The organism is Pseudomonas sp. PDM17, from assembly GCF_014851985.1.
Classification (GTDB): domain Bacteria; phylum Pseudomonadota; class Gammaproteobacteria; order Pseudomonadales; family Pseudomonadaceae; genus Pseudomonas.
This window is the reverse complement of the sequence record NZ_JACVAT010000001.1, coordinates 811,076-829,586: the sequence shown is the minus strand read 5'-3', so window position 1 is coordinate 829,586 and position 18,511 is coordinate 811,076. Positions and strand designations below refer to the sequence as shown.

Annotated in this window: 18 protein-coding genes; 4 read left to right on the top strand and 14 right to left on the bottom strand. The window is 66.5% G+C overall.

The window, feature by feature from the left end; all coding sequences use genetic code 11:
* Positions 1-111 precede the first annotated feature (111 nt).
* From IB256_RS03965 to aqpZ, 4 genes are all read left to right on the top strand, one after another.
* Positions 112-1,125 carry a DUF2804 domain-containing protein gene (locus tag IB256_RS03965; protein ID WP_081519213.1) on the top strand — a complete coding sequence of 338 codons (1,014 nt, stop codon included), beginning with the start codon at positions 112-114 and terminating at the stop codon, positions 1,123-1,125.
* Between the two features lie 135 nt (positions 1,126-1,260).
* A complete protein-coding gene (locus tag IB256_RS03960; RefSeq protein ID WP_192291101.1) occupies positions 1,261-2,655 on the top strand; it encodes a class II fumarate hydratase in 1,395 nt (464 codons plus the stop codon).
* Positions 2,648-3,271 carry an NAD(P)H-dependent oxidoreductase gene (locus tag IB256_RS03955; RefSeq protein ID WP_192291103.1) on the top strand — a complete coding sequence of 208 codons (624 nt, stop codon included), beginning with the start codon at positions 2,648-2,650 and terminating at the stop codon, positions 3,269-3,271. The genes IB256_RS03960 and IB256_RS03955 overlap by 8 nt, the downstream gene beginning before the upstream one ends.
* Positions 3,272-3,431: 160 nt before the next feature.
* Positions 3,432-4,115 carry an aquaporin Z gene (gene aqpZ, locus IB256_RS03950; RefSeq protein ID WP_192291105.1) on the top strand — a complete coding sequence of 228 codons (684 nt, stop codon included), beginning with the start codon at positions 3,432-3,434 and terminating at the stop codon, positions 4,113-4,115.
* A 230-nt stretch (positions 4,116-4,345) separates the two neighbouring features.
* Here aqpZ and IB256_RS03945 read toward each other — a convergent pair whose 3' ends face one another.
* The 14 genes from IB256_RS03945 to IB256_RS03880 all read right to left on the bottom strand — a co-directional run bounded on the left by IB256_RS03945 (position 4,346) and on the right by IB256_RS03880 (position 18,267).
* Complete coding sequence (locus IB256_RS03945; RefSeq protein ID WP_192401350.1) at positions 4,346-6,904, bottom strand: TonB-dependent receptor; 2,559 nt, start codon at positions 6,902-6,904, stop codon at positions 4,346-4,348.
* 256 nt (positions 6,905-7,160) lie between these two features.
* The gene (locus IB256_RS03940; protein WP_192401348.1) at positions 7,161-8,123 is read right to left on the bottom strand and encodes a FecR family protein; all 963 of its coding nucleotides are present in this window, start codon (positions 8,121-8,123) and stop codon (positions 7,161-7,163) included.
* Complete coding sequence (locus IB256_RS03935; RefSeq protein ID WP_081519207.1) at positions 8,120-8,641, bottom strand: sigma-70 family RNA polymerase sigma factor; 522 nt, start codon at positions 8,639-8,641, stop codon at positions 8,120-8,122. Before IB256_RS03935 ends, IB256_RS03940 begins: the two co-directional genes overlap by 4 nt.
* A gap of 203 nt (positions 8,642-8,844) precedes the next feature.
* Positions 8,845-9,804, bottom strand: a complete 960-nt coding sequence (locus IB256_RS03930; RefSeq protein WP_192291111.1) for a DMT family transporter — start codon at positions 9,802-9,804, stop codon at positions 8,845-8,847.
* A gap of 93 nt (positions 9,805-9,897) precedes the next feature.
* Positions 9,898-10,317, bottom strand: coding sequence for an MAPEG family protein (locus tag IB256_RS03925; protein ID WP_192291113.1), 420 nt, complete (start codon positions 10,315-10,317; stop codon positions 9,898-9,900).
* A gap of 212 nt (positions 10,318-10,529) precedes the next feature.
* On the bottom strand, positions 10,530-10,745 hold the full coding sequence (locus tag IB256_RS03920) for a TOBE domain-containing protein (RefSeq protein WP_017517652.1): 216 nt from the start codon (positions 10,743-10,745) through the stop codon (positions 10,530-10,532).
* A gap of 39 nt (positions 10,746-10,784) precedes the next feature.
* The gene (ssuB, locus tag IB256_RS03915) at positions 10,785-11,612 is read right to left on the bottom strand and encodes an aliphatic sulfonates ABC transporter ATP-binding protein (RefSeq protein WP_192291115.1); all 828 of its coding nucleotides are present in this window, start codon (positions 11,610-11,612) and stop codon (positions 10,785-10,787) included.
* Positions 11,609-12,397, bottom strand: a complete 789-nt coding sequence (ssuC, locus tag IB256_RS03910) for an aliphatic sulfonate ABC transporter permease SsuC (RefSeq protein WP_081519203.1) — start codon at positions 12,395-12,397, stop codon at positions 11,609-11,611. Before ssuC ends, ssuB begins: the two co-directional genes overlap by 4 nt.
* Positions 12,398-12,504: 107 nt before the next feature.
* On the bottom strand, positions 12,505-13,653 hold the full coding sequence (gene ssuD, locus IB256_RS03905; protein WP_192291119.1) for an FMNH2-dependent alkanesulfonate monooxygenase: 1,149 nt from the start codon (positions 13,651-13,653) through the stop codon (positions 12,505-12,507).
* A gap of 138 nt (positions 13,654-13,791) precedes the next feature.
* Complete coding sequence (locus tag IB256_RS03900; RefSeq protein WP_192291121.1) at positions 13,792-14,754, bottom strand: sulfonate ABC transporter substrate-binding protein; 963 nt, start codon at positions 14,752-14,754, stop codon at positions 13,792-13,794.
* Positions 14,755-14,887: 133 nt separating this feature from the next.
* Positions 14,888-15,481 (bottom strand): NADPH-dependent FMN reductase, encoded by a 594-nt coding sequence (gene ssuE, locus IB256_RS03895; protein WP_192401346.1) that lies wholly within the window; start codon positions 15,479-15,481, stop codon positions 14,888-14,890.
* 195 nt (positions 15,482-15,676) lie between these two features.
* The gene (locus tag IB256_RS03890; protein WP_192291123.1) at positions 15,677-16,429 is read right to left on the bottom strand and encodes an ABC transporter ATP-binding protein; all 753 of its coding nucleotides are present in this window, start codon (positions 16,427-16,429) and stop codon (positions 15,677-15,679) included.
* Complete coding sequence (locus tag IB256_RS03885; protein WP_151187888.1) at positions 16,426-17,250, bottom strand: ABC transporter permease; 825 nt, start codon at positions 17,248-17,250, stop codon at positions 16,426-16,428. Before IB256_RS03885 ends, IB256_RS03890 begins: the two co-directional genes overlap by 4 nt.
* Before the next feature lie 3 nt (positions 17,251-17,253).
* Positions 17,254-18,267, bottom strand: coding sequence for an aliphatic sulfonate ABC transporter substrate-binding protein (locus tag IB256_RS03880; protein ID WP_192401344.1), 1,014 nt, complete (start codon positions 18,265-18,267; stop codon positions 17,254-17,256).
* Between the last annotated feature and the right edge of the window lie 244 nt (positions 18,268-18,511).

The following is an 18,511-nucleotide window of genomic DNA, read 5'->3' as shown; positions in this document are numbered from 1 at the left end:
AGTTCGGAATGTGCTCAAGAGAGTGCCAAATGGCCCGGAAGTGACCGGCTTCTCTTGTCGTACAGTTCCCGAAACGTCATGCTGCGGCGCGTTGCCACATGGATGTGACCGATGAACACCCTCACCCACCCGCCGACACTCGTCGCCGCGCCGCCCCTGTGCGATGCGCGCGGCCGCCTGAACAGCGCGGCCGTGGGCTGGTCGTCGCGGCCACAGACGCTCTGCCAGCTGTCCGGCAATGCCGGCCGGCGCAAGCGCTGGAACCATTGGTGCATCAATGCGCCGGGCTGGATGCTCTCGATCACCATCGCCGACCTCGACTACCTGGGCTACGGCGCCGTGTACTTCCTCGACCTGGAAACCGGACAGTCGGTGCACCGCACCCAGTTCAGCCCCTTCGGCCTGGGCTGCCACCTGCCGGACACGCCCAACCAGAGCCATCGCTTCGAGCACGGCCAGCTGTGCCTGGGCTTCGATGAACAGCCCGGCCAGCTGCGCATCACCGCCTGCGCGCCGAACCTGGGCGGCCAGCCGCTGAATCTCTCGCTGGAAGTGCAGCGCCCGGCGCACCTGGAGTCGGTCAACCTGGTGGTGCCCATGGGTGGCAAGTGCTTCCATGCCTGCAGCCGGCAGATGGGCCTGCCGATCAGCGGCAGCCTTACCCTCGGCCACAAGACCTACCGCTGCACCGACGGCCAGAGCTTCGCCGCGCTGGATTTCGGCCGGGGCGTCTGGCCGTTCAACACCCAATGGACCCGCGCCGCCTTCGCCGCGCCCGGCGGCATCGCCGGCAACTTCGGCGCCGGCTGGACGGAAAACAGCCACCTGAGCGAGAACGCCCTGTGGTTCGGCGGCGAGCTGCAGGCGCTGGACGGCCCTGTGGATATCCGTCAGGTGCCGCACGACCCGCTGTCGCCCTGGCAGCTACGCGGCAGCGATGAGCGCGTCGATCTCACCTTTACCCCGCGCAAGCTGCACCGCGCCTGCCCGCGCCTGGGCCCGCTGTTCGCCGAGACCTGCCAGTGGTTCGGCCGCTTCGACGGCTCGCTGCGCAGCGACGAGGGCGACCTGGTGCCGGTGAATGGCGCGCTCGGCTGGGTTGGTTCCACGCACGCCCGTTGGTGACTGCCCTCTGGCACCTGCCTGTCGCTGAGTCTCGCACGCCAGCCAAACCGCTCTATCACGGCCATTGAGCCGGAGTGGAACCCGGAAGCCCCACAGCGGCCTAAACTGGCCGAGACCCTTTTCCGGAGAAGCACCATGAGCCGCACCGAAACCGACAGCCTCGGTCCCATCGAGGTCCCCGACGACGCCTACTGGGGTGCGCAGACCCAGCGCTCGCTGCAGAACTTCGCCATCGGCGGACAGCGCATGCCGCTGGCCGTGGTGCATGCCCTGGCGCTGATCAAGAAGGCCGCCGCGCGGGTCAACGCGCAGCTGGGCGAATTGCCGGAGAACATCACCAGCCTGATCGAGGAAGCCGCCGACGAAGTGCTGGCGGGCGAGCACGATGACCAGTTCCCCCTCGTCGTCTGGCAGACCGGCAGCGGCACCCAGAGCAACATGAACGTCAACGAAGTCATCGCCGGCCGTGCCAACGAGATCGCCGGCAACGGCCGCGGTGGCAAGAAGCCGGTGCATCCCAACGACCATGTGAACCGCGCGCAGAGCTCCAACGACAGCTTCCCCACCGCCATGCACATCGCCGCCGCGCAGGCGGTGCAGAACGACCTCCTGCCAGCCATCGCCGAACTCAGCGGCGGCCTCGCCCAGCAGGCAGCGCGCCACGCCAACCTGGTAAAGACCGGGCGTACCCACCTGATGGATGCCACACCAGTCACCTTCGGCCAGGAGCTTTCCGCCTTCGTCGCCCAGCTGGACTACGCCGAGCGCGCCCTGCGCGCAGCGCTGCCGGCGGTCTACGAGCTGGCCCAGGGCGGCACCGCCGTCGGTACCGGGCTGAACGCTCCCAAGGAATTCGCCGATGCCATTGCCGCCGAGCTGGCCGACCTCTCCGGCCTGCCCTTCGTCTCCGCGCCGAACAAGTTCGCCGCCCTCGCCGGCCACGAACCGCTGGTGACCCTGGCCGGCGCCATGAAGACCCTCGCCGTGGCACTGATGAAGATCGCCAACGACCTGCGCCTGCTCGGTTCAGGTCCCCGCGCGGGCTTCGCCGAGGTGAAGCTGCCGGCCAACGAACCGGGCTCCTCGATCATGCCCGGCAAGGTCAACCCGACCCAGTGCGAGGCGCTGTCGATGCTCGCCTGCCAGGTCTTCGGCAACGACGCCGCGATCACCTTCGCCGCCAGCCAGGGCCACCTGCAGCTCAACGTCTACAAGCCGGTGATCGTCCACAACCTGCTGGAATCCGCACGCCTGCTGGCCGACGGCTGCCGCAACTTCAACACCCACTGCGTCGCCGGCATGGAGCCGGATGCGGCGAAGATGCGCGAGCACCTCGATCGCGGCCTGATGCTGGTGACCGCGCTGAACCCGCACATCGGCTATGACAAGGCCGCCGAGATCGCCAAGAAGGCCTACGCCGAAGGCAAGACCCTGCGCGAAGCCGCACTGGAACTGGGCTACCTGACCGACGCCGAGTTCGACCAGTGGGTGCGCCCGGAGACCATGCTGGAGGCCGGGCAGAATGGTTGAGCCGCCCCGCTCCGGCGCCACCCCGATCGAGGGCGACGGCAAGCGCGTGCTGCTGGTGCTGGGCTCGCCCAAGCCCGGCGGCTTCTGCCACGCGGTGGCCGAGGCCTACGCCCACGGCGCCCGCGCCAAGGGCCATGTGGTGCACACGCTCAGGCTCGGCGAGCTGAACTTCGACCCGGTGCTGCGCGGCGGCTACGAACAGAGCCAGAACCTGGAGCCGGATGTGCTCGAAGCCCAGCGGCAGATCCACTGGGCGCAGCACATCGCCTTCGTCTATCCGATCTGGTGGGGCGGCCTGCCGGCGCTCTTGCAGGGCTTCTTCGACCGCGTGCTGCAGCCGGGCTTCGCCTTCCGCTACCGCTCGCTGGAGTCCCGCGAGTTCGAGCCGCTGCTGGGAGGACGCAGCGCCGATCTGCTGGTCAGCCACGACCAGACTCACTGGCACTACCGCCTGCGCCAGGGAGCCCCGGCCCACCGGCAGATGACCCGCTGCATCCTCGCGCCCTGTGGCATTGCACTGCACCACCTGGAGGAGTTCAGCCCGGTGCGCGGTTCCGGCGAGGAGCAGCGGCAAGGCTGGCTGCGCCGGGCGGAACTACTGGGCACGCAGGTCTGAAGGGACGGCGGATAGCGCATGGCGCGCTGTCCGCCCCACCGCTTCCCCCTTCAGAAGGTATTCCCTACACCTTGGGAAATCCCCTACACCGCGCCAACCTCCCGTTTCCCTAGCATGCGCAAGCCCGAATTCCGGGCTTCTCTTTGCCTCTGGAGGCAGCATGCTTCGCAAACTTTCCGCCGAAATGATCGGCACTTTCTGGCTGGTGTTCGGTGGTTGCGGCAGCGCCATCTTCGCGGCCCACGCCATTGGCGTGCTGGGTGTCGCCCTGGCCTTCGGCCTGACGGTCGTGACCATGGCCTATGCCATCGGTCCGATCTCCGGCTGCCACCTCAACCCTGCCGTCACCCTCGGCCTGTGGGCCGGCGGCCGCGTTCGCACCCTGGACGTCGTGCCGTACATCGTCGCCCAGATCATCGGCGGCGTGCTCGCCGGTGCCGTGCTGTTCTACATCGCTTCCGGTAAGCCGGGCTTCGACGTGCTGGCGGGCTTCGCCGCCAACGGTTTCGGTGAAGGCTCTCCGACCGGCTACAGCATGCAGTCGGCGCTGGCCATCGAGGTGCTGCTGACCGCGTTCTTCCTGTTCGTGATCATGGGCGCTACCGACAGCAAACTGGCGCCGGCCGGTTTCGCGCCGATCGCCATTGGCCTGACGCTGACCCTGATCCACCTGATCAGCATCCCGATCGACAACACCTCGGTGAACCCGGCGCGCAGCCTGGGCGTGGCGATCTTTGCCGACCCGCTGTTCATGAAGCAGCTGTGGCTGTTCTGGGTCGGCCCGCTGGTGGGCGGTGTGATCGGTGCACTGGTCTATCGCGTCGTGCGTCCGACCTCCGCCTGACTCACCCTGCATTGCCGTTACGAAACGGGCGCCTTCGGGCGCCCGTTTTCGTTGGTATGCAGGTAGGGAGCATAACGCCCCAAGCGTTATCCGCCATCGTCGCAGCCGGCGTAGAAAGCGTTCCGTTTATGCGCCCTACAGGTATCGGGCATCGAGTATCTCTGTAGGAGCGAGCCATGCCCGCGATCGCGAGTATGGCTCGCTCCTACAGGTGTCCCACGAGGGAGACTTCAGAAGTACTGGGTGAGACTGAACTTGGCGTTGCGGCCCTGGCTGTACACGCTGTCGCCGGCCAGCGCGGGGTGGTAATCGCGGTTGAACAGGTTGTCCACGGTGAAGTTCAGCTCGGTGTTCTCCAGGCCCAGGCGGCGCGGCTTCCAACTGGCGAACACGCGGTGGGTGTCGTAACTGTCATTCACTGTCTGGTCCCAGAAGATGTCGCCGACGCTGGTGCCCATGCCGCCGGAATACTTGTCGCTGGGCAGGCGGTCGGTCTTGCGGACGAACTCTCCCTGCCAGCCGACCTGCGCATCCCACGACGGGATCTTGGTGCCCAGGGTGGCGACCCACTTGGCCGGCGGCACGTCACGTGCCCATACGTTCGGCCCCCAGGGGTTGCTGTAGGCACCGTCGTGCTTGCCGGTCACCCACGAGTACGACAGCCCGCCGAACAGCCAGGGGCTGTCGTAGAAGCTTTCGACCTCGAAGCCCTTGTAGGTCACGCCCGGCAGGTTGCGGTAGTTGGACAGCGGCAGATAGTCGCCACAGCTGCCGGAAATGGTGCCATTGTCGATGGCCTGCTGCTCGCAGCCGACGCTGCGGGTGCGGAAGATCTCGTCCTTGATCTTGTTCTGGAACAGCGTGGTGCGCACCTGCAGGTTGTCGCCGTTGATGAACAGGTCCGGCAGGTTGACCAGCGATCCGAAGCGCAGTGCGTGGATGCGTTCGGGGTCCAGGTCACGGCTGGTGGCGCTGACCGTGCTGCTGTTCTGCACCTCGTACATCTCGTCGATCACCGGCGCGCGCCAGGTGCGGCTGTAGTCGGCGAAGAAGCCCAGGCGCTCGGTGGCAGTCCAGAACAGCGACAGGCGCGGAGACCAGCCGCTGTAGGTCTGCGAGCTGTAGTCATGGCCTTGGGCTGCGTTGTTGTAGAGCGGCGCGTCATTGTCCTTGCCCTGGTTGCGCACGTGGTCGAAGCGCAGCGACGGGGTGATGGTCACGCTGCCCAGGGTCAGCGCGTCCTGGATGTAGGCGCTGTTGGTGTTCTGCTTGCCGCTGGGCATGAAGGTCGGCTGGAAGTGACCGTAGTTGTAGCGCGCGGTGTCGTAGGTGGAACCGGGGATGTACATGTCGGTGGTGCGGGTGTGGCGGTGGAACTGCGTGCCCACGGTGAGCGCGTGCTGCACCGGGCCGGTGGCGAACAGACTGGTGTTGCGCAGCTCCAGCACCTTGTCCTTGTAGTCGGTGTCCATCTTGCGGCCACCGGTGGAGACCTGGAAGAAGGCGTCCGGGTTGCGCTCGTCGGTCTGGTCGATGTGCGACTCGGAGTACTGCACCATCAGGTCGATCAGCGGGTTGTCGATCGGGTGGTATTCGTACTTGCCCGACCAAGTGGTGTCGGTGGTGTCGCGGTGCGCCAGCAGACGCTTGAGCGCATCCTCGTAGCCGTATCGGTCGATGCTCGACTGGGTCGGAGGTGTCGGATAGGACGCCGAGGAGAACGGCGTCCAGCGCGTGCTGTGGGAGCGGCTGTAGGCGAAGCTGATGTCGTTGTCGAGGTTGGGGTGCAGGTTCAGCTTGAACAGCCCGGCGTCCAGGTCCTGGGCGCTGTTGGGCAGGCGGCTGGGGTTGATCGGGTAGTTGTTGTTCGGGTCGGGGATGTGCCCGGCGAGCTTGATGTCGCGGCCGTCACGGGCAGTGAGGTAGGCCAGCGCGTCGACCTTGCGGTCCTCGGTGCGGCCATAGACGGCGCCGCTGTATATTTTCTGCTGGTCGTTGGAGTGGTAGCCGTACTTGAGCATGGCGCCGACGTTCTGGTCGTCACGCAGCATGTCCGGCGCGTCCTTGGTCTCCATGTGCACGGTGCCGCCGAAGCCGCCGTTGCCGTTGTAGACCGAGTGCGGGCCCTTCTCCACCTCGATGCGCTTGATCAGCTCCGGCTCGATGAACACGGTACCTTGCTGGTAGCGCTCGAAGCCGCTCTTGGTCGCGCCATCGAGGGTGAAGGGCACGTCCTCGGCATCGCCCAGGCCCCAGATGTTGACGGTCTGTCCACCCGGTTTGGGCGAGCCGCCCATGGTCACGCCGGGCAGCGTCTGCAGCAGGGTGGGAATGTTGTCGGCCTGGATGCGCTCGATGTCCTTGCGGGTCAGGGTCGAGCGGCCGACGTTGCTGGAATCCACCGACAGGCCGCTGCCGACGATGGTCTGCGAGTCCAGCTCGATGGCGTTGTCGCTGAACTTGTCGACCTTGCCCGAGCGGCGCACGACGAAACCGTCACCCGCCTCGACCAGCTCCAGGGACGAGCCCTTGAGCAACTGCTCCAGCGCTTCACGCAGGCTGTAGCGACCGCTCACCGCCGGCGCCTTGAGGCCGTCCAGCTGGGAGGCGTCGTAGAGCACCTGTACGCCGGCCTGCTGCGACAGGCTGCCGATGGATTCGCTCAGCGCCTGCGCCGGCAGGTCGACCTGCCAGTCGGCAGCGCGGCTGTACTCGGCCATCATCAGGCTGCCGAGCAGCACGGCGCAGCCCAGCGGGCGCGCGAACGGGAAGTTGAAACGAGACTGCATGCAAGGCCCTCCCCAGGGTCGAAAAGCGCTGCGCGTTTCGCAGCGAATGACGGGGAAGACCCTCATTCGAGAAAAACCCACACCTGCAAATAAAAATATTTCTCAAAAAGAATCGAATCTGGGTCGTTGCTGTTTTTGTAGGAGCCAGCGCTGTAGGGCGAATAACCTGGAACAGGTTATCCGCCGGTTCCTTTGCGGCGGATAACGCTGGCGCGTTATCCGCCCTACCCTCAGGCCAAGCGCAGGAACGGGGAAGTCAGCGCGGCAGGATGATCGCGCTGCCGTCCGCCTTGCGTTGCACGCGCACGTCCAGCAGCACCGGCAGGGCCGCAAGGAAGTCGTCCGGGCGGGCCAGGCGCACGTTGCCGGAAATGGGCTTCTGCGCCAGTCGCTCATCACCCAGGCGAATCGGCGCCGCGCGGTATTGCGACAGCTCGTCCACCAGCGCACCCAGCGGCTGGTTGCGGAAGGCGAGCATGCCGTCGCGCCAGGCGGCGATGGAGGCGACCGGTACGTGATCGACCTCCGCCTCCCCTGCCCCGCCGAGCAACCGGGCGCGGTCCCCCGCCGTCAGCGTCTGCTCAGCCGGCGCACCGAGCTGCGCCTGCAACGCCACCTTGCCGTGACGCACGGCGACGGTCAGCCCATCGCCCTCGCGATGCACATCGAAGCCGGTGCCGAGCACCCGCACCCGGCTGTCGCCGGCGGTCACGCGGAAGGGCCGGTCGGCGTCGTGGGTCACTTCGAAATAGGCTTCGCCGCGCAGCAATTGCACATCGCGCCAGCCCTCGGACCAGCCTTCGGAGTAGTCCACCCGCAGTGTGGAATCCGCCGCCAGGAACACCCGCGAGCCATCGACCAGCGTGACCTCGCGCTGCTCGCCCGGCGCGGTGGATTGCACCTGCTGCGGATCGGCCAGGCGGCCGCCACTGAAGTCGTTGGCCAGCAACAATGCCGCGCAGAATACGCTGGCGGCGGCAAGCCCGCGCCAGGGCAGAATGGAGCGGCGACGCGGCGCGATGGCGGGCCGGCGCAGCTGGTCGAGATCGATCCACAGCTGCTCGATCTCACGGTAGGCCGATGCATGGGCCGGGTCTTCCGCCAGCCAGTCGGCGAAGGCCTGGCGCTCGCGGGCATCACAGGCGCCCGAGCGCTGGCGACTGAACCACTTGGCGGCCAGTTCGTCGATCACCTGCTGGCGCTCCTCTTGCGGCGTCATGCTTCGCCCTCTCCCTGAACGTGCCGCTTGCAGTGCAACAGCGCACTGGCGACGTGCTTCTCCACCATGCTCAGTGAAATCCCCATGCGCCGCGCCACCTCGGGCTGCGACAGGCCGTCGAACTTGTGCAGGATGAAGGCCTCACGTCGGCGGGGCGGCAGGCTGTCCAGTGCCTGGGAAAGCTGCCGCAGATAACGTTGTCGCTCGAACTGCACCACGGGTTCGCCCCCTTCGGCGGCCGGTTGCTGGTCAGTATCCGTGGCCTCTTCCGGCTCGCAGGCAAAGCGCCGGGAGCGCTGCCAGTGATCACGCAGCAGGTTGCGCGCCACCTGGAACAGGAAGGCGCGCGGCTGCTCTACCTGATGCCGCGAGGAAGACTTGAGCCATTGGGCGAAGGCGTCCTGGGCAAGGTCGGCGGCGTCCGCCGAGCTGCCCAGCTGCTTGCGAAGGAAGCGCAGCAATTCGCCGTGGAAGGAGCGATAGGCCTGGGACACCGAACGGGAGAAACGCTCATCCATCGACGCACGCCTCTTGGCGTCGCCGCCCTGCCCCACACTTGCCCGCTACCACGTCGCCCCCAGAACCGGGGCGCTGGGCCACCGGCAACTATCGAATTACACAAATGATAATACATATCATTTGCAGAATTGAAGCCGGACGAGAACGATCGGGCGAAAACGATGGAAAGCAAAAGGCCGCCTCACGGCGGCCCTTCGGGAACTCAGATGTTGGCGATGCGCGCCTTTCGCGCCCGGTAGCTGCGCAGCAGCGAAGGCGCCAGCGCAGTGAGCGCCGAGCCACTGACCACCAGCAGCGCACCGACATAGGCCAGGCCGTTGAGGTCCTCGGGCCGCACGAATTCCGGCCACAGCGAGGCAGCCAGCGCCACCGAGGCGAAGGTCACCAGCGGCGTGATCGCCAGGGTCGCGCTGACCCGCGAGGCTTCCCAGTGCGCCAGCGCCTCGGCGAAGGCGCCGTAGGCCACCAGGGTGTTCAGGCAGCAGGCCAACAGCAGCCAGCCCTGCAGCGGGGACAGGTCCAGGGCCTCCAGCGGATTCGCCCAGGGCGTGAGCAGTGCGCCGCAGCCCAGGTAGATCACCATCATCACCTGCACCGAGGTCCACTGGGTCAGCAGCTGCTTCTGCGCCAGGCCGTAGAAGGTCCAGATGAAGGCGGCGAAGACCACGATCAGCACACCGGTGGTGTACTCGCCGAGCGAACCGAACAGCTCGGCCAGGCGTTGGTTGAAGAACAGCCCGAAGCCGAAGATCAGCACCGCAAGGCCGAACGCCTGGCCGATGCTGAAGCTCTCCTTGAAAACGAACAGGCTGCCCAGCAGCAGCAGGATCGGCGCGATCTGGATCACCAGTTGCGTGGTCCCCGGCGTGAGCAGGCGCAGGCCGATCAGGTAGCAGACGTAGTTGCCGGTCAGGCCGAGGATGGCGATCAGCACCAGCCCCTTGCCGCGCTTGCCCAGCGGCGAGAAGCGCGGCAACTGGCGGGTGAGGCCCAGGTAGATGAGCAGCAGGCCACCGGACACCACCAGGCGAAACCAGGTGACGGTGATCGGGTCCATGACCTTCAGGACTTCCTTGAGCTTGATCGGCAGGATGCCCCAGAGGACGGCGGTGACCAGGGCCAGGAACAGGCCGAACTGCCAGCGGCCGGATGAAACGTGCATGAGTGCCTCGACGCGTATGCGGTCCGCCATGCTAAGTCATGGCGGTATCGCCCCATAGGAACAGTTGCGTGGTGCAACTGTTCCGGTCGCCGGTCAGATCAGGGTCGAGAGGCGCAGCAGCCACCAGATGAGGATGATCAGCTGGACGAGGAAAGCGGCGAAACGCACCCACACCGCCAGCGCCGAGGTGCTGAGCAGGTGCACCACCGACTGGACGATGCGCGCCACCAGCAGGGCCGGCGCCAGCGGGTCGGTGATCACAGTCTGCTGAGTGCCCATGGCGTAGAGCAGCACGGCGCAGAACAGTGGGACGTTCTCCACGCAGTTGGCGTGGGCGCGCACCAGGCGCTGGCCGAAGGTGCCGGGGGTGTTGCTGCCGTCGGCGGCGAAGACGTTGACCTTCATGCGGCCGGACATCACCAGCAGGCCGCGCTGGTTGACCAGCAGCAGGACCAGCAGCACGGTCCAGGCGACCAGGCCGAGCAACGCGAAGGCAGAGGGACTCAGGGACATGCGGGACTCCTTTCTCTTGTTGGTTTGAGCGGAGTCTAGGGGAAGTAGAGCAATTGCTCTAGTCATCAGTTGCGGGCGTAAAGTTGGGCGCTTCGTCGGATGGGTGGAGCTTGCGATACCCATCCGACAAAGCGCCGGGAGCGCCTCGGCAGGCAGCGTAAAAGAAAACGGGCAGCCCGTTTCCGGACTGCCCGCCTCTTCCAGCGCCGCACTCACAGCTTGGCGATGGAGACCTCGGTGGATTTCACGAAGGCGATCACTTCGCTGCCGATGGCCAGTTCCAGCTCCTTCACGGAACGGGTGGTGATCACCGAAGTGACGATGCCGGCAGCGGTCTGCACGTCGATTTCCGACAGCACATCGCCTTCGACGATTTCCTTGATGGTGCCCTTGAACTGGTTGCGGACGTTGATGGCTTTGATGGTCATGGCGTAGCTCCTTGGGAGAATAGGGATTTCACTGTGGGTTCAAAGCGCCCAGCGCAGTTGCGTGGGCAGTGGGGAAACGGGTTCCGGTTCGGGCGGCTGGGCCGGCAGCGACAGCACGCGTTCAAGCACTTCAGCCTCCAGTGCGGCCAGCCTGGCCGAGCCACGGGCACGCGGCCGGTGCAGCTCGACGTTGAGGTCCAGGCCGATCTCACCGTCCTCGATGAGGATCACCCGGTCGGCGATGGCCACAGCCTCGCTGACGTCGTGGGTGACCAGCAGCACGGTGAAACCATGCTGCTGCCAGAGGTTCTCGATCAGTTGCTGCATCTCGATACGGGTCAGAGCATCCAGCGCACCCAGCGGCTCATCGAGCAGCAGCAGGCGCGGCTGGTGGATCAGCGCGCGGGCCAGGGCCACGCGCTGCTTCTGGCCGCCAGACAAGCCCGCCGGCCACTCGTTGGCACGGTCGGACAGCCCCACCGCCGCCAGCGCGTCCAGCGCCATCGGACGCCAGTCGCCCTTCAGGCCCAGGCCGACGTTGTCGATCACCCGCTTCCAGGGCAGCAGGCGCGAGTCTTGGAACATCAGGCGGGTCTCTTCGCGGGCGCTTTCCAGCGGCGCGGAGCCGGCCAGCAACTGGCCGTCACTGGCCTCATCGAGCCCGGCCAGCAGGCGCAGCAGGGTGCTCTTGCCGCAGCCGCTGCGGCCGACGATGGCGACGAACTGGCCAGCCGGAATCCGCAGGTCGATGCCCTTGAGCACCTCGCGGTCGCCGAAGCGCTTGCGCACGTTCTCCAGCGCCAGCGGGATGCCTTTCTTGAGTTGCTGCGGCAGCTGCTTTTGAGACAAAGGGTTGACTGCGTTCATGCCGCACCTCCCTTGACCTGATAGGCCGGGTGCCAGCGCAGCCAGACGCGTTCCAGGCCGCGGGCGGCGAGGTCGGCGAGCTTGCCGAGCACGGCATAGAGCAGGATCGCCAGCACCACCACGTCGGTCTGCAGGAACTCCCGGGCGTTCATCGCCAGGTAGCCGATACCGGAGTTGGCGGAGATGGTTTCGGCGACGATCAGGGTCAGCCACATGAAGCCCAGGGCGAAGCGCACGCCCACCAGGATCGAGGGCAGCGCGCCCGGCAGGATCACCTGGCGGAACAGCGCGAAGCCGGACAGCCCGTAGCTGCGGGACATTTCCAGCAGCCCCGGATCGATGTTGCGGATGCCGTGGTAGGTGTTGAGGTAGATCGGGAACAGCGTGCCGAGGGCGACCAGGAAGATCTTCGCCGACTCGTCGATGCCGAACCACAGGATCACCAGCGGGATCAGCGCCAGGTGCGGCACGTTGCGGATCATCTGCACCGAGCTGTCGAGGAAGCGCTCGCCCCATTGCGACAGGCCGGTGATCAGGCCCAGCACCAGACCGATGCTGCCGCCGATGACGAAGCCGACGGCGGCGCGCCAGGTGCTGATCGCCAGATGCTGCCAGAGCTCGCCGCTGACCACCAGGTGGTAGCCGGCCTCGGCCACGGCGCTGGGCGCGGGCAGGATGCGGCTGGACAGCCAGCCGAACTCCACCGCCAGCTGCCAGATGACCACCAGGCCCACCGGCAGGGCCCAGGGCGCGAGGCGCTGGGCAAGGTTGTTGGTAACGCTCATCTCATCTCTCCGGATTCTTCGATCGTAGGGCGCATGAAGCGGAACGCTTCATCCGCCGTTCGGGATCGACGGCGGATAACGCTGCGCGTTATTCGCCCTACGTTTGCTCAGCTCGCTGCAGCTGCCTTGGGCAGGATGTCGTTGGCGACCATCTCGCCGAACGGGCTGACGTAGCCACGCGCCTGCGGTGCCTGTGCCTGAGCCAGTTCCAGATGCGGGAAGAGCAGTTCGGCGACCCGGTAGGACTCTTCCAGGTGCGGGTAGCCGGAGAAGATGAAGGTGTCGATGCCCAGCTCCGCGTACTCCTTCACACGCGCCGCCACCGTCGGGCCGTCGCCGACCAGAGCGGTGCCGGCGCCGCCACGCACCAGACCGACACCGGCCCAGAGGTTGGGGCTGACTTCCAGGTTGTCCCTGTTGCCGCCGTGCAGGGCAGCCATGCGTTGCTGGCCGACGGAATCGAAGCGCGCCAGCGAAGCCTGGGCACGGGCGATGGTCTCGTCGTCCAGGTGTGAGATCAGGCGATCGGCGGCCTGCCAGGCTTCCTCGTTGGTCTCGCGGACGATCACGTGCAGGCGGATGCCGAAGCGCACGCTGCGCCCCTGTTTCGCGGCCTTCTCGCGTACCTGGGCGATCTTCTCGGCGACGGCGGCCGGCGGCTCGCCCCAGGTCAGGTACAGTTCGACCTGCTCGGCAGCCAGATCCTGGGCGGCATCGGAAGAGCCACCGAAGTACAGCGGCGGACGCGGCTGCTGGATCGGCGGATAGAGCAGCTTGGCGCCCTTTACCTGCAGGTGCTTGCCGTCGTAGTCGACGGTCTCGCCTTCCAGCACGCGGCGCCAGATGCGGGTGAACTCGACCGAGGCTTCGTAGCGTTCGGCGTGGCTCAGGTGCAGGCCGTCACCGGCCAGTTCGTCCGGGTCGCCGCCGGTCACCAGGTTGAACAGCGCGCGCCCGCCGGAGAGCCGGTCGAGGGTTGCGGCCTGGCGGGCGGCCACGGTCGGGGAAATGATGCCCGGGCGCAGGGCGACCAGGAATTTCAGGCGCTGGGTCACCGGGATCAGCGAGGCGGCGACCAGCCAGGAGTCCTCGCAGGAGCGACCGGTGGGGATCAGCACGCCGCCGAAGCCGAGGCGGTCGGCGGCCTGGGCGACCTGTTGCAGATAACCGTGGTCCACGGCGCGGGCCCCTTCGGCGGTGCCCAGGTAATGGCCGTCGCCGTGGGTCGGCAGGAACCAGAAGATGTTGAGACTCATCGCAGTAACTCCAGATAAGCGCGCCGGCGTGGCGTAGCCGCGCGATGATGGGATTGGGGTATTTCGTGTTGCTTTGTGCAGGAGCGGGCCATGCCCGCGAACCGCATTGCACCTGGCGTCAGGCCCGCTCCTACAGGGTTACTGGGCGGCCACCTTGGCCGGCGCCGTCCAGACCACGTCCTTGATGCTCAGCGCCTTCGGGATCAGCTTCAGCTGGGTGAAGGTGTCGGCGATCTTCTGTTGCGCGGCGGTGACTTCCGGGGTGATCGGCTGGGCGCCGTAGCCCTGGCGTTTCACCGCAGTGAAGGTGATGTCCGCCGGCAGGCCTAGCAGCGGCGCAACCTGGTCGGTGACCTGCTGCGGGTTCTGCTGCGACCACTCGCCGACCGAGCGCACTTCGTCGATCAGGGTGGTGATCACCTGCGGATGGTTGTTCGCGTAGGGGCGAGTCGCCAGGTAGAACTGGTGGTTATCCACAAGGCCGGTGCCGTCCACCAGGGTGCGGGCGGAGAGCTGCTTCTCGGCGGCGGCCTGGTACGGGTCCCAGATCACCCAGGCATCCACGCTGCCGCGCTCGAAGGCGGCGCGGGCGTCGGCCGGCGGCAAGTACACGGGCTGGATGTCGCTGTACTTCAGACCGGCCTTCTCCAGCGCGCGCACCAGCAGGTAGTGCACGTTGGAGCCCTTGTTCAGGGCGACCTTCTTGCCCTTGAGCTCGGCGACGGATTTGATCGGCGAGTCCTTGGGCAGCAGGATCGCTTCGCTGGTCGGCGCCGGCGGCTCATGGGCGACGTAGACGAGATCGGCACCAGCGGCCTGGGCGAACACCGGCGGGGTTTCGCCGGTGACGCCGAAGTCGATGCTGCCGACGTTCAGCCCTTCCAGCAGCTGCGGGCCGCCGGGAAATTCGGTCCATTGCACCTTGACGCCCTGTTCGGCCAGGCGCTTCTCCAGCGTGCCACGGGCCTTGAGCAGCACCAGGGTGCCGTACTTCTGGTAACCGATACGCACGGTACCGGGTTGTTCGTCTGCCTGGGCGTTGTAGGACAGGGCCGCGATCAGCAGGGCCGCCAGTCCACTACGCAAAGTGAGGGTCCGCATGGGAGTGCTCCTTTATCGAGTGTGCTTGCCGGACCTGCGGTCCCGTTGTCGGGACGGTGAGGGCCTTTTCTTATTTGACGCGGGGACGCTTGCCGGGTTGGGGCTGGGCGTTCGCCTGCGTTGAATGGGTCGGTCAGATGCTCCAGCGGGCGTTGATCAGCCGTTCGTTGAGCAGGTTCGGGTCGATGGGTTTCGGCCGGCGCGCCAGGGCGCCGTGGAACTGTTCCAGGGATTCCAGCAGTCGGTGTTCGAGGGTCGATTCCAGGCGCGCCGGGGTATTGCCCTCGGCGTATTGCACCTGGCTCTCCTCGGCGAACACGCCGTGCAGGGTTTCCTGGGCCTTCAACGCGGCGAGGACCGGCTTGAGCGCGTAGTCCACCGCCAGCATGTGGGCATTGCTGCCGCCAGTCGCCAGGGGCAGCACCACCTTGTGTGCCAGCGCCCGCTCCGGCAGCAGGTCGAGAATCACCTTCAGCGCACCGGCGATGGACGCCTTGTACACCGGGGTGGAAATGACCAGGCCGTCGGCGCGCAGGACCTGTTCGATCAGCTCGACCACCCGCGGGCTGTCGAAGCGCGCATGCAGCAGGTCCTCGGCCGGGAAGTCACGCACGCTGTAGGAGCGCACCTCGGCGCCGTGGGCATGCAGCCAGTTCCGCGCGATGTCCAGGAGGACACCGGAACGGGAACGCTGGCTGGGGCTGCCGGCAAGGGTGACTACATACATCTGCACGCTTCCTTATAACGATCAGGGCGGTACAAATGCCGCCCTGCTAACCAATGTGCATAGACCTTAACAGCCCTTCTCATATTCCAATAAATGGTATTTATTCATTTAGTTATGCATTTTAGTTAGATAAACAGGAATGCACCTTGCGCGCGGATCGCGGGCAAGGTGTGCAGGTCGGAGAATCGGCAGGCGTCAGATGACGTGGGACAGGTGCAGCTCGGTCAGCGCTTCGCCGCGCAGGAAGGCCAGCTCCACGGCGCGACGATCGCGCGGACGCGGCAGCGGCACGGGGAATTCGCGGCGCAGGCGACTGGGCGTACCGCCCAGCAGCAGGACGCGGTCGCTGAGGTAGAAGGCCTCATCGAGGTCGTGGGTGACCAGCAGGATGCTGATGTCGTACTCCAGCGCCAGTTGCTGGATCAGGTCCTGCAGACGGATGCGAGTGAAGGCGTCCACCGCGCTGAAAGGCTCGTCCAGCAACAGCACTTGCGGCCGCCCATAGAGACCACGGGCGATGGCCGCGCGCTGCGCCATTCCGCCGGAGAGCTGCTTGGGCAACAACTCGCCCTTGCCTTCCAGCCCCACGTCGCGCAGCAGATGCTCGATGCGCTGATCGTCAGCCAGCCAGCCGTCGGCAAAGCCGATGTTCTGCGCCACCGTGAGCCAGGGCAACAGGCGCGGTTCCTGAAACACCACACCGACGCCACCACCGCCACGGCCGCTACCGCCGTCCGGGCCAAAGCCCAACAGCGGGTTGCGCTCCAGCGAGCCGGCGAACTCGTCGTCCAGCCCGGCGGCGATGCGCAACAGCGTACTTTTTCCACAACCGCTGGGGCCAAGCAGGCTGACCACCTCGCCCGGCGCCAGGCTCAGGCTGACATCGTCCAGCACCCGCACGCCGGAGAAGCTTTTACGGATATCCCGCAGTTCCAGCAGCGCGCTCATCCGCTCACTCCATTGCCAAGGAAAGTATCGCGCCAGGCCAGCGCACGCTGTTCCAGCGCCTTGAGCAGGCTGTCACTGAGCTTGCCGAGCACCGCCAGCACCAGAATGGCGGCGATGACGATGTCCGGCCGCGAGGTTTCCCGGCCGTCGCTGAGCAGGTAGCCCAGGCCGCGCGTGGCGGCAATCAGTTCGGCGGCGACGAGGAACATCCAGCTCAGGCTCAGCGCGCCGCGCAGTCCGGTGAACAGGCTCGGCAGCGCCGCCGGCAGGAGGATGCGCCGCACCAGAGCGAAGGGCGACAGGTGATAAAGCCGGCCCAGTTCCACCCACTTGCGGTCGACATTGCGCACGCCAGCCACCAGCGAGAGATAGACGGGGAAGAAGGCGCCGAGAGCGATCAGCACTATCTTCGGGGTTTCGTCGATGCCCAGCCAGAGCAGCAGCAAGGGCACCCAGGCGAGGCTGGGGATTGCTCGAAGCGCCTGGAAGGTCGGCTCCAGATAGGCCTCGGCGCGCTGGCTGAGCCCCACCCAGGTGCCGATCAGCACGGCCGCCGCCGCGCCGATGAAGAAACCGGCAGCGACCCGCGCCAGGCTGGCCGCGACATGCTTCCAGAGTTCGCCCTGGGCCAGTTGCCAGAGCGTCAGCGCAACGCTGCTGGGCGCCGGCATCTGGTGCTCGGCCAGCCAGCCGATGCGCACCGACAGCTCCAGCGCCGCACACAGCAGCAGTGGCACCAGCCAGGCGCGCCAGCTCAGCCGTGGCCAACGCAGTTTCAGTGCGCGACGCTGGCGGGCCAGGGGCAGGCTCTGGGACGGCATGGCTTACTGCTCCGCCCTGGCGACGGCGGGCTTGCCGATCACCTCACCGGCCAGTGTCGGCGCGATCAGCTGATCGACCACGGCAGTGACGTCGGTGCCCGGACGCACCAGTTGCTCGTCCAGCAGGATCGGCGCGGCGGCCTTCAGTGCGGCCACCTGTTCGGCGCCCGGAAGCGGCTTGCTGAAATCGGTGCGCGAGAGTTGCAGCTTGGCCACTTCCAGCGGCAGCTTGGCTTCCTCGGCGAGCAGCTTCGCGGTCTCCTCCGGGTGCGCCACGGCCCACTGACGCGCCTCTTCATAGGCGGCGATGACCTGCTTGATCAGCTCCGGCTGTTCCTTCTTGAATTTCTCGGTGACGCTGAGCACGCCGTAGCTGTTGAAGTCGACGTTGCGGTACAGCAGTCGTGAACCGGCCTGCAGCTCGCTGGCGGCCATGTGCGGATCGAGGCCGGCCCAGGCGTCCACCCTGCCCTGTTCCAGCGCGGCGCGGCCGTCCGGGTGCTGCAGGTGGACGATATCCACTTCGCTCTTGTCCAGCCCCGCCTGCTGCAGGCTGCGCAACAGGAACAGGTAGGGGTCGGTGCCCTTGGTGGCGGCGATCTTCTTGCCCTTGAGGTCGGCCACCGACTTGAGCGGCGAATCCCTGGGCACCACCAGCGCGGTCCACTCCGGACGGCTGGCGATGTAGACGGTCTTCAGCGGGCTGCCGTTGGCGCGACTGAGCACGGCGGCGAGGCCTGCGGTCGAGGCGAAGTCAGTGCTGCCGGCGTTGAGGTATTCCAGCGAGCGGTTGCTGCCCTGGCTGAACACCCAGCGCACCTCGGTGGCTTGCGGCTTGAGGGATTTCTCCAGCCAGCCGAAGTGTTTGAGCACCAGGCTGGTGGGCGCGTAGTAGGCGTAATCCAGGCGCACCTCTTTCGGTGCATCGGCGGCTTGGGCGGGGCTGTTGTAGGCGCCGATCGGCAGGCTCGCGAGAAGAGCGACGGCCAGGCTGCGGCGCCAGGTGGAATGACCCATGGTCTTCTCCTTGGCGTGGGCTTGCGTCTTCTTCCCGTTTGGCGGGCAAGTCAGATCGAATAGATCGAACAGAAAGCAGAGCTTGAATAAAAAAGCGCGGCGTGGTCCGCGCATGAAGGATAAAAAATGGGCCGGCGAACCGGCCCGATTTCCGCTCGAGGTTGAGACGTCAGCCTCCGGAGCGCGCGAGCTAGAGTCAGGCAGGGCGCCAGCGGCAGTGAGAGCGGAGTGTGCTGAAGCACAT

Excerpts from the sequence above, each read along its gene's own strand:
- ssuC (WP_081519203.1), bottom strand. The coding sequence starts at position 12,397 with ATGAGCGTTACCAACAACCTTGCCCAGCGCCTCGCGCCCTGGGCCCTG.
- IB256_RS03930 (WP_192291111.1), bottom strand. The coding sequence starts at position 9,804 with ATGCACGTTTCATCCGGCCGCTGGCAGTTCGGCCTGTTCCTGGCCCTG.
- IB256_RS03945 (WP_192401350.1), bottom strand. The coding sequence starts at position 6,904 with ATGCAGTCTCGTTTCAACTTCCCGTTCGCGCGCCCGCTGGGCTGCGCC.
- IB256_RS03920 (WP_017517652.1), bottom strand. The coding sequence starts at position 10,745 with ATGACCATCAAAGCCATCAACGTCCGCAACCAGTTCAAGGGCACCATC.
- IB256_RS03960 (WP_192291101.1), top strand. The coding sequence starts at position 1,261 with ATGAGCCGCACCGAAACCGACAGCCTCGGTCCCATCGAGGTCCCCGAC.
- IB256_RS03880 (WP_192401344.1), bottom strand. The coding sequence starts at position 18,267 with ATGGGTCATTCCACCTGGCGCCGCAGCCTGGCCGTCGCTCTTCTCGCG.
- ssuD (WP_192291119.1), bottom strand. The coding sequence starts at position 13,653 with ATGAGTCTCAACATCTTCTGGTTCCTGCCGACCCACGGCGACGGCCAT.
- IB256_RS03940 (WP_192401348.1), bottom strand. The coding sequence starts at position 8,123 with ATGACGCCGCAAGAGGAGCGCCAGCAGGTGATCGACGAACTGGCCGCC.
- IB256_RS03925 (WP_192291113.1), bottom strand. The coding sequence starts at position 10,317 with ATGTCCCTGAGTCCCTCTGCCTTCGCGTTGCTCGGCCTGGTCGCCTGG.
- ssuE (WP_192401346.1), bottom strand. The coding sequence starts at position 15,481 with ATGTATGTAGTCACCCTTGCCGGCAGCCCCAGCCAGCGTTCCCGTTCC.
- IB256_RS03885 (WP_151187888.1), bottom strand. The coding sequence starts at position 17,250 with ATGCCGTCCCAGAGCCTGCCCCTGGCCCGCCAGCGTCGCGCACTGAAA.
- IB256_RS03965 (WP_081519213.1), top strand. The coding sequence starts at position 112 with ATGAACACCCTCACCCACCCGCCGACACTCGTCGCCGCGCCGCCCCTG.
- IB256_RS03890 (WP_192291123.1), bottom strand. The coding sequence starts at position 16,429 with ATGAGCGCGCTGCTGGAACTGCGGGATATCCGTAAAAGCTTCTCCGGC.
- aqpZ (WP_192291105.1), top strand. The coding sequence starts at position 3,432 with ATGCTTCGCAAACTTTCCGCCGAAATGATCGGCACTTTCTGGCTGGTG.
- IB256_RS03935 (WP_081519207.1), bottom strand. The coding sequence starts at position 8,641 with ATGGATGAGCGTTTCTCCCGTTCGGTGTCCCAGGCCTATCGCTCCTTC.
- ssuB (WP_192291115.1), bottom strand. The coding sequence starts at position 11,612 with ATGAACGCAGTCAACCCTTTGTCTCAAAAGCAGCTGCCGCAGCAACTC.
- IB256_RS03955 (WP_192291103.1), top strand. The coding sequence starts at position 2,648 with ATGGTTGAGCCGCCCCGCTCCGGCGCCACCCCGATCGAGGGCGACGGC.
- IB256_RS03900 (WP_192291121.1), bottom strand. The coding sequence starts at position 14,754 with ATGCGGACCCTCACTTTGCGTAGTGGACTGGCGGCCCTGCTGATCGCG.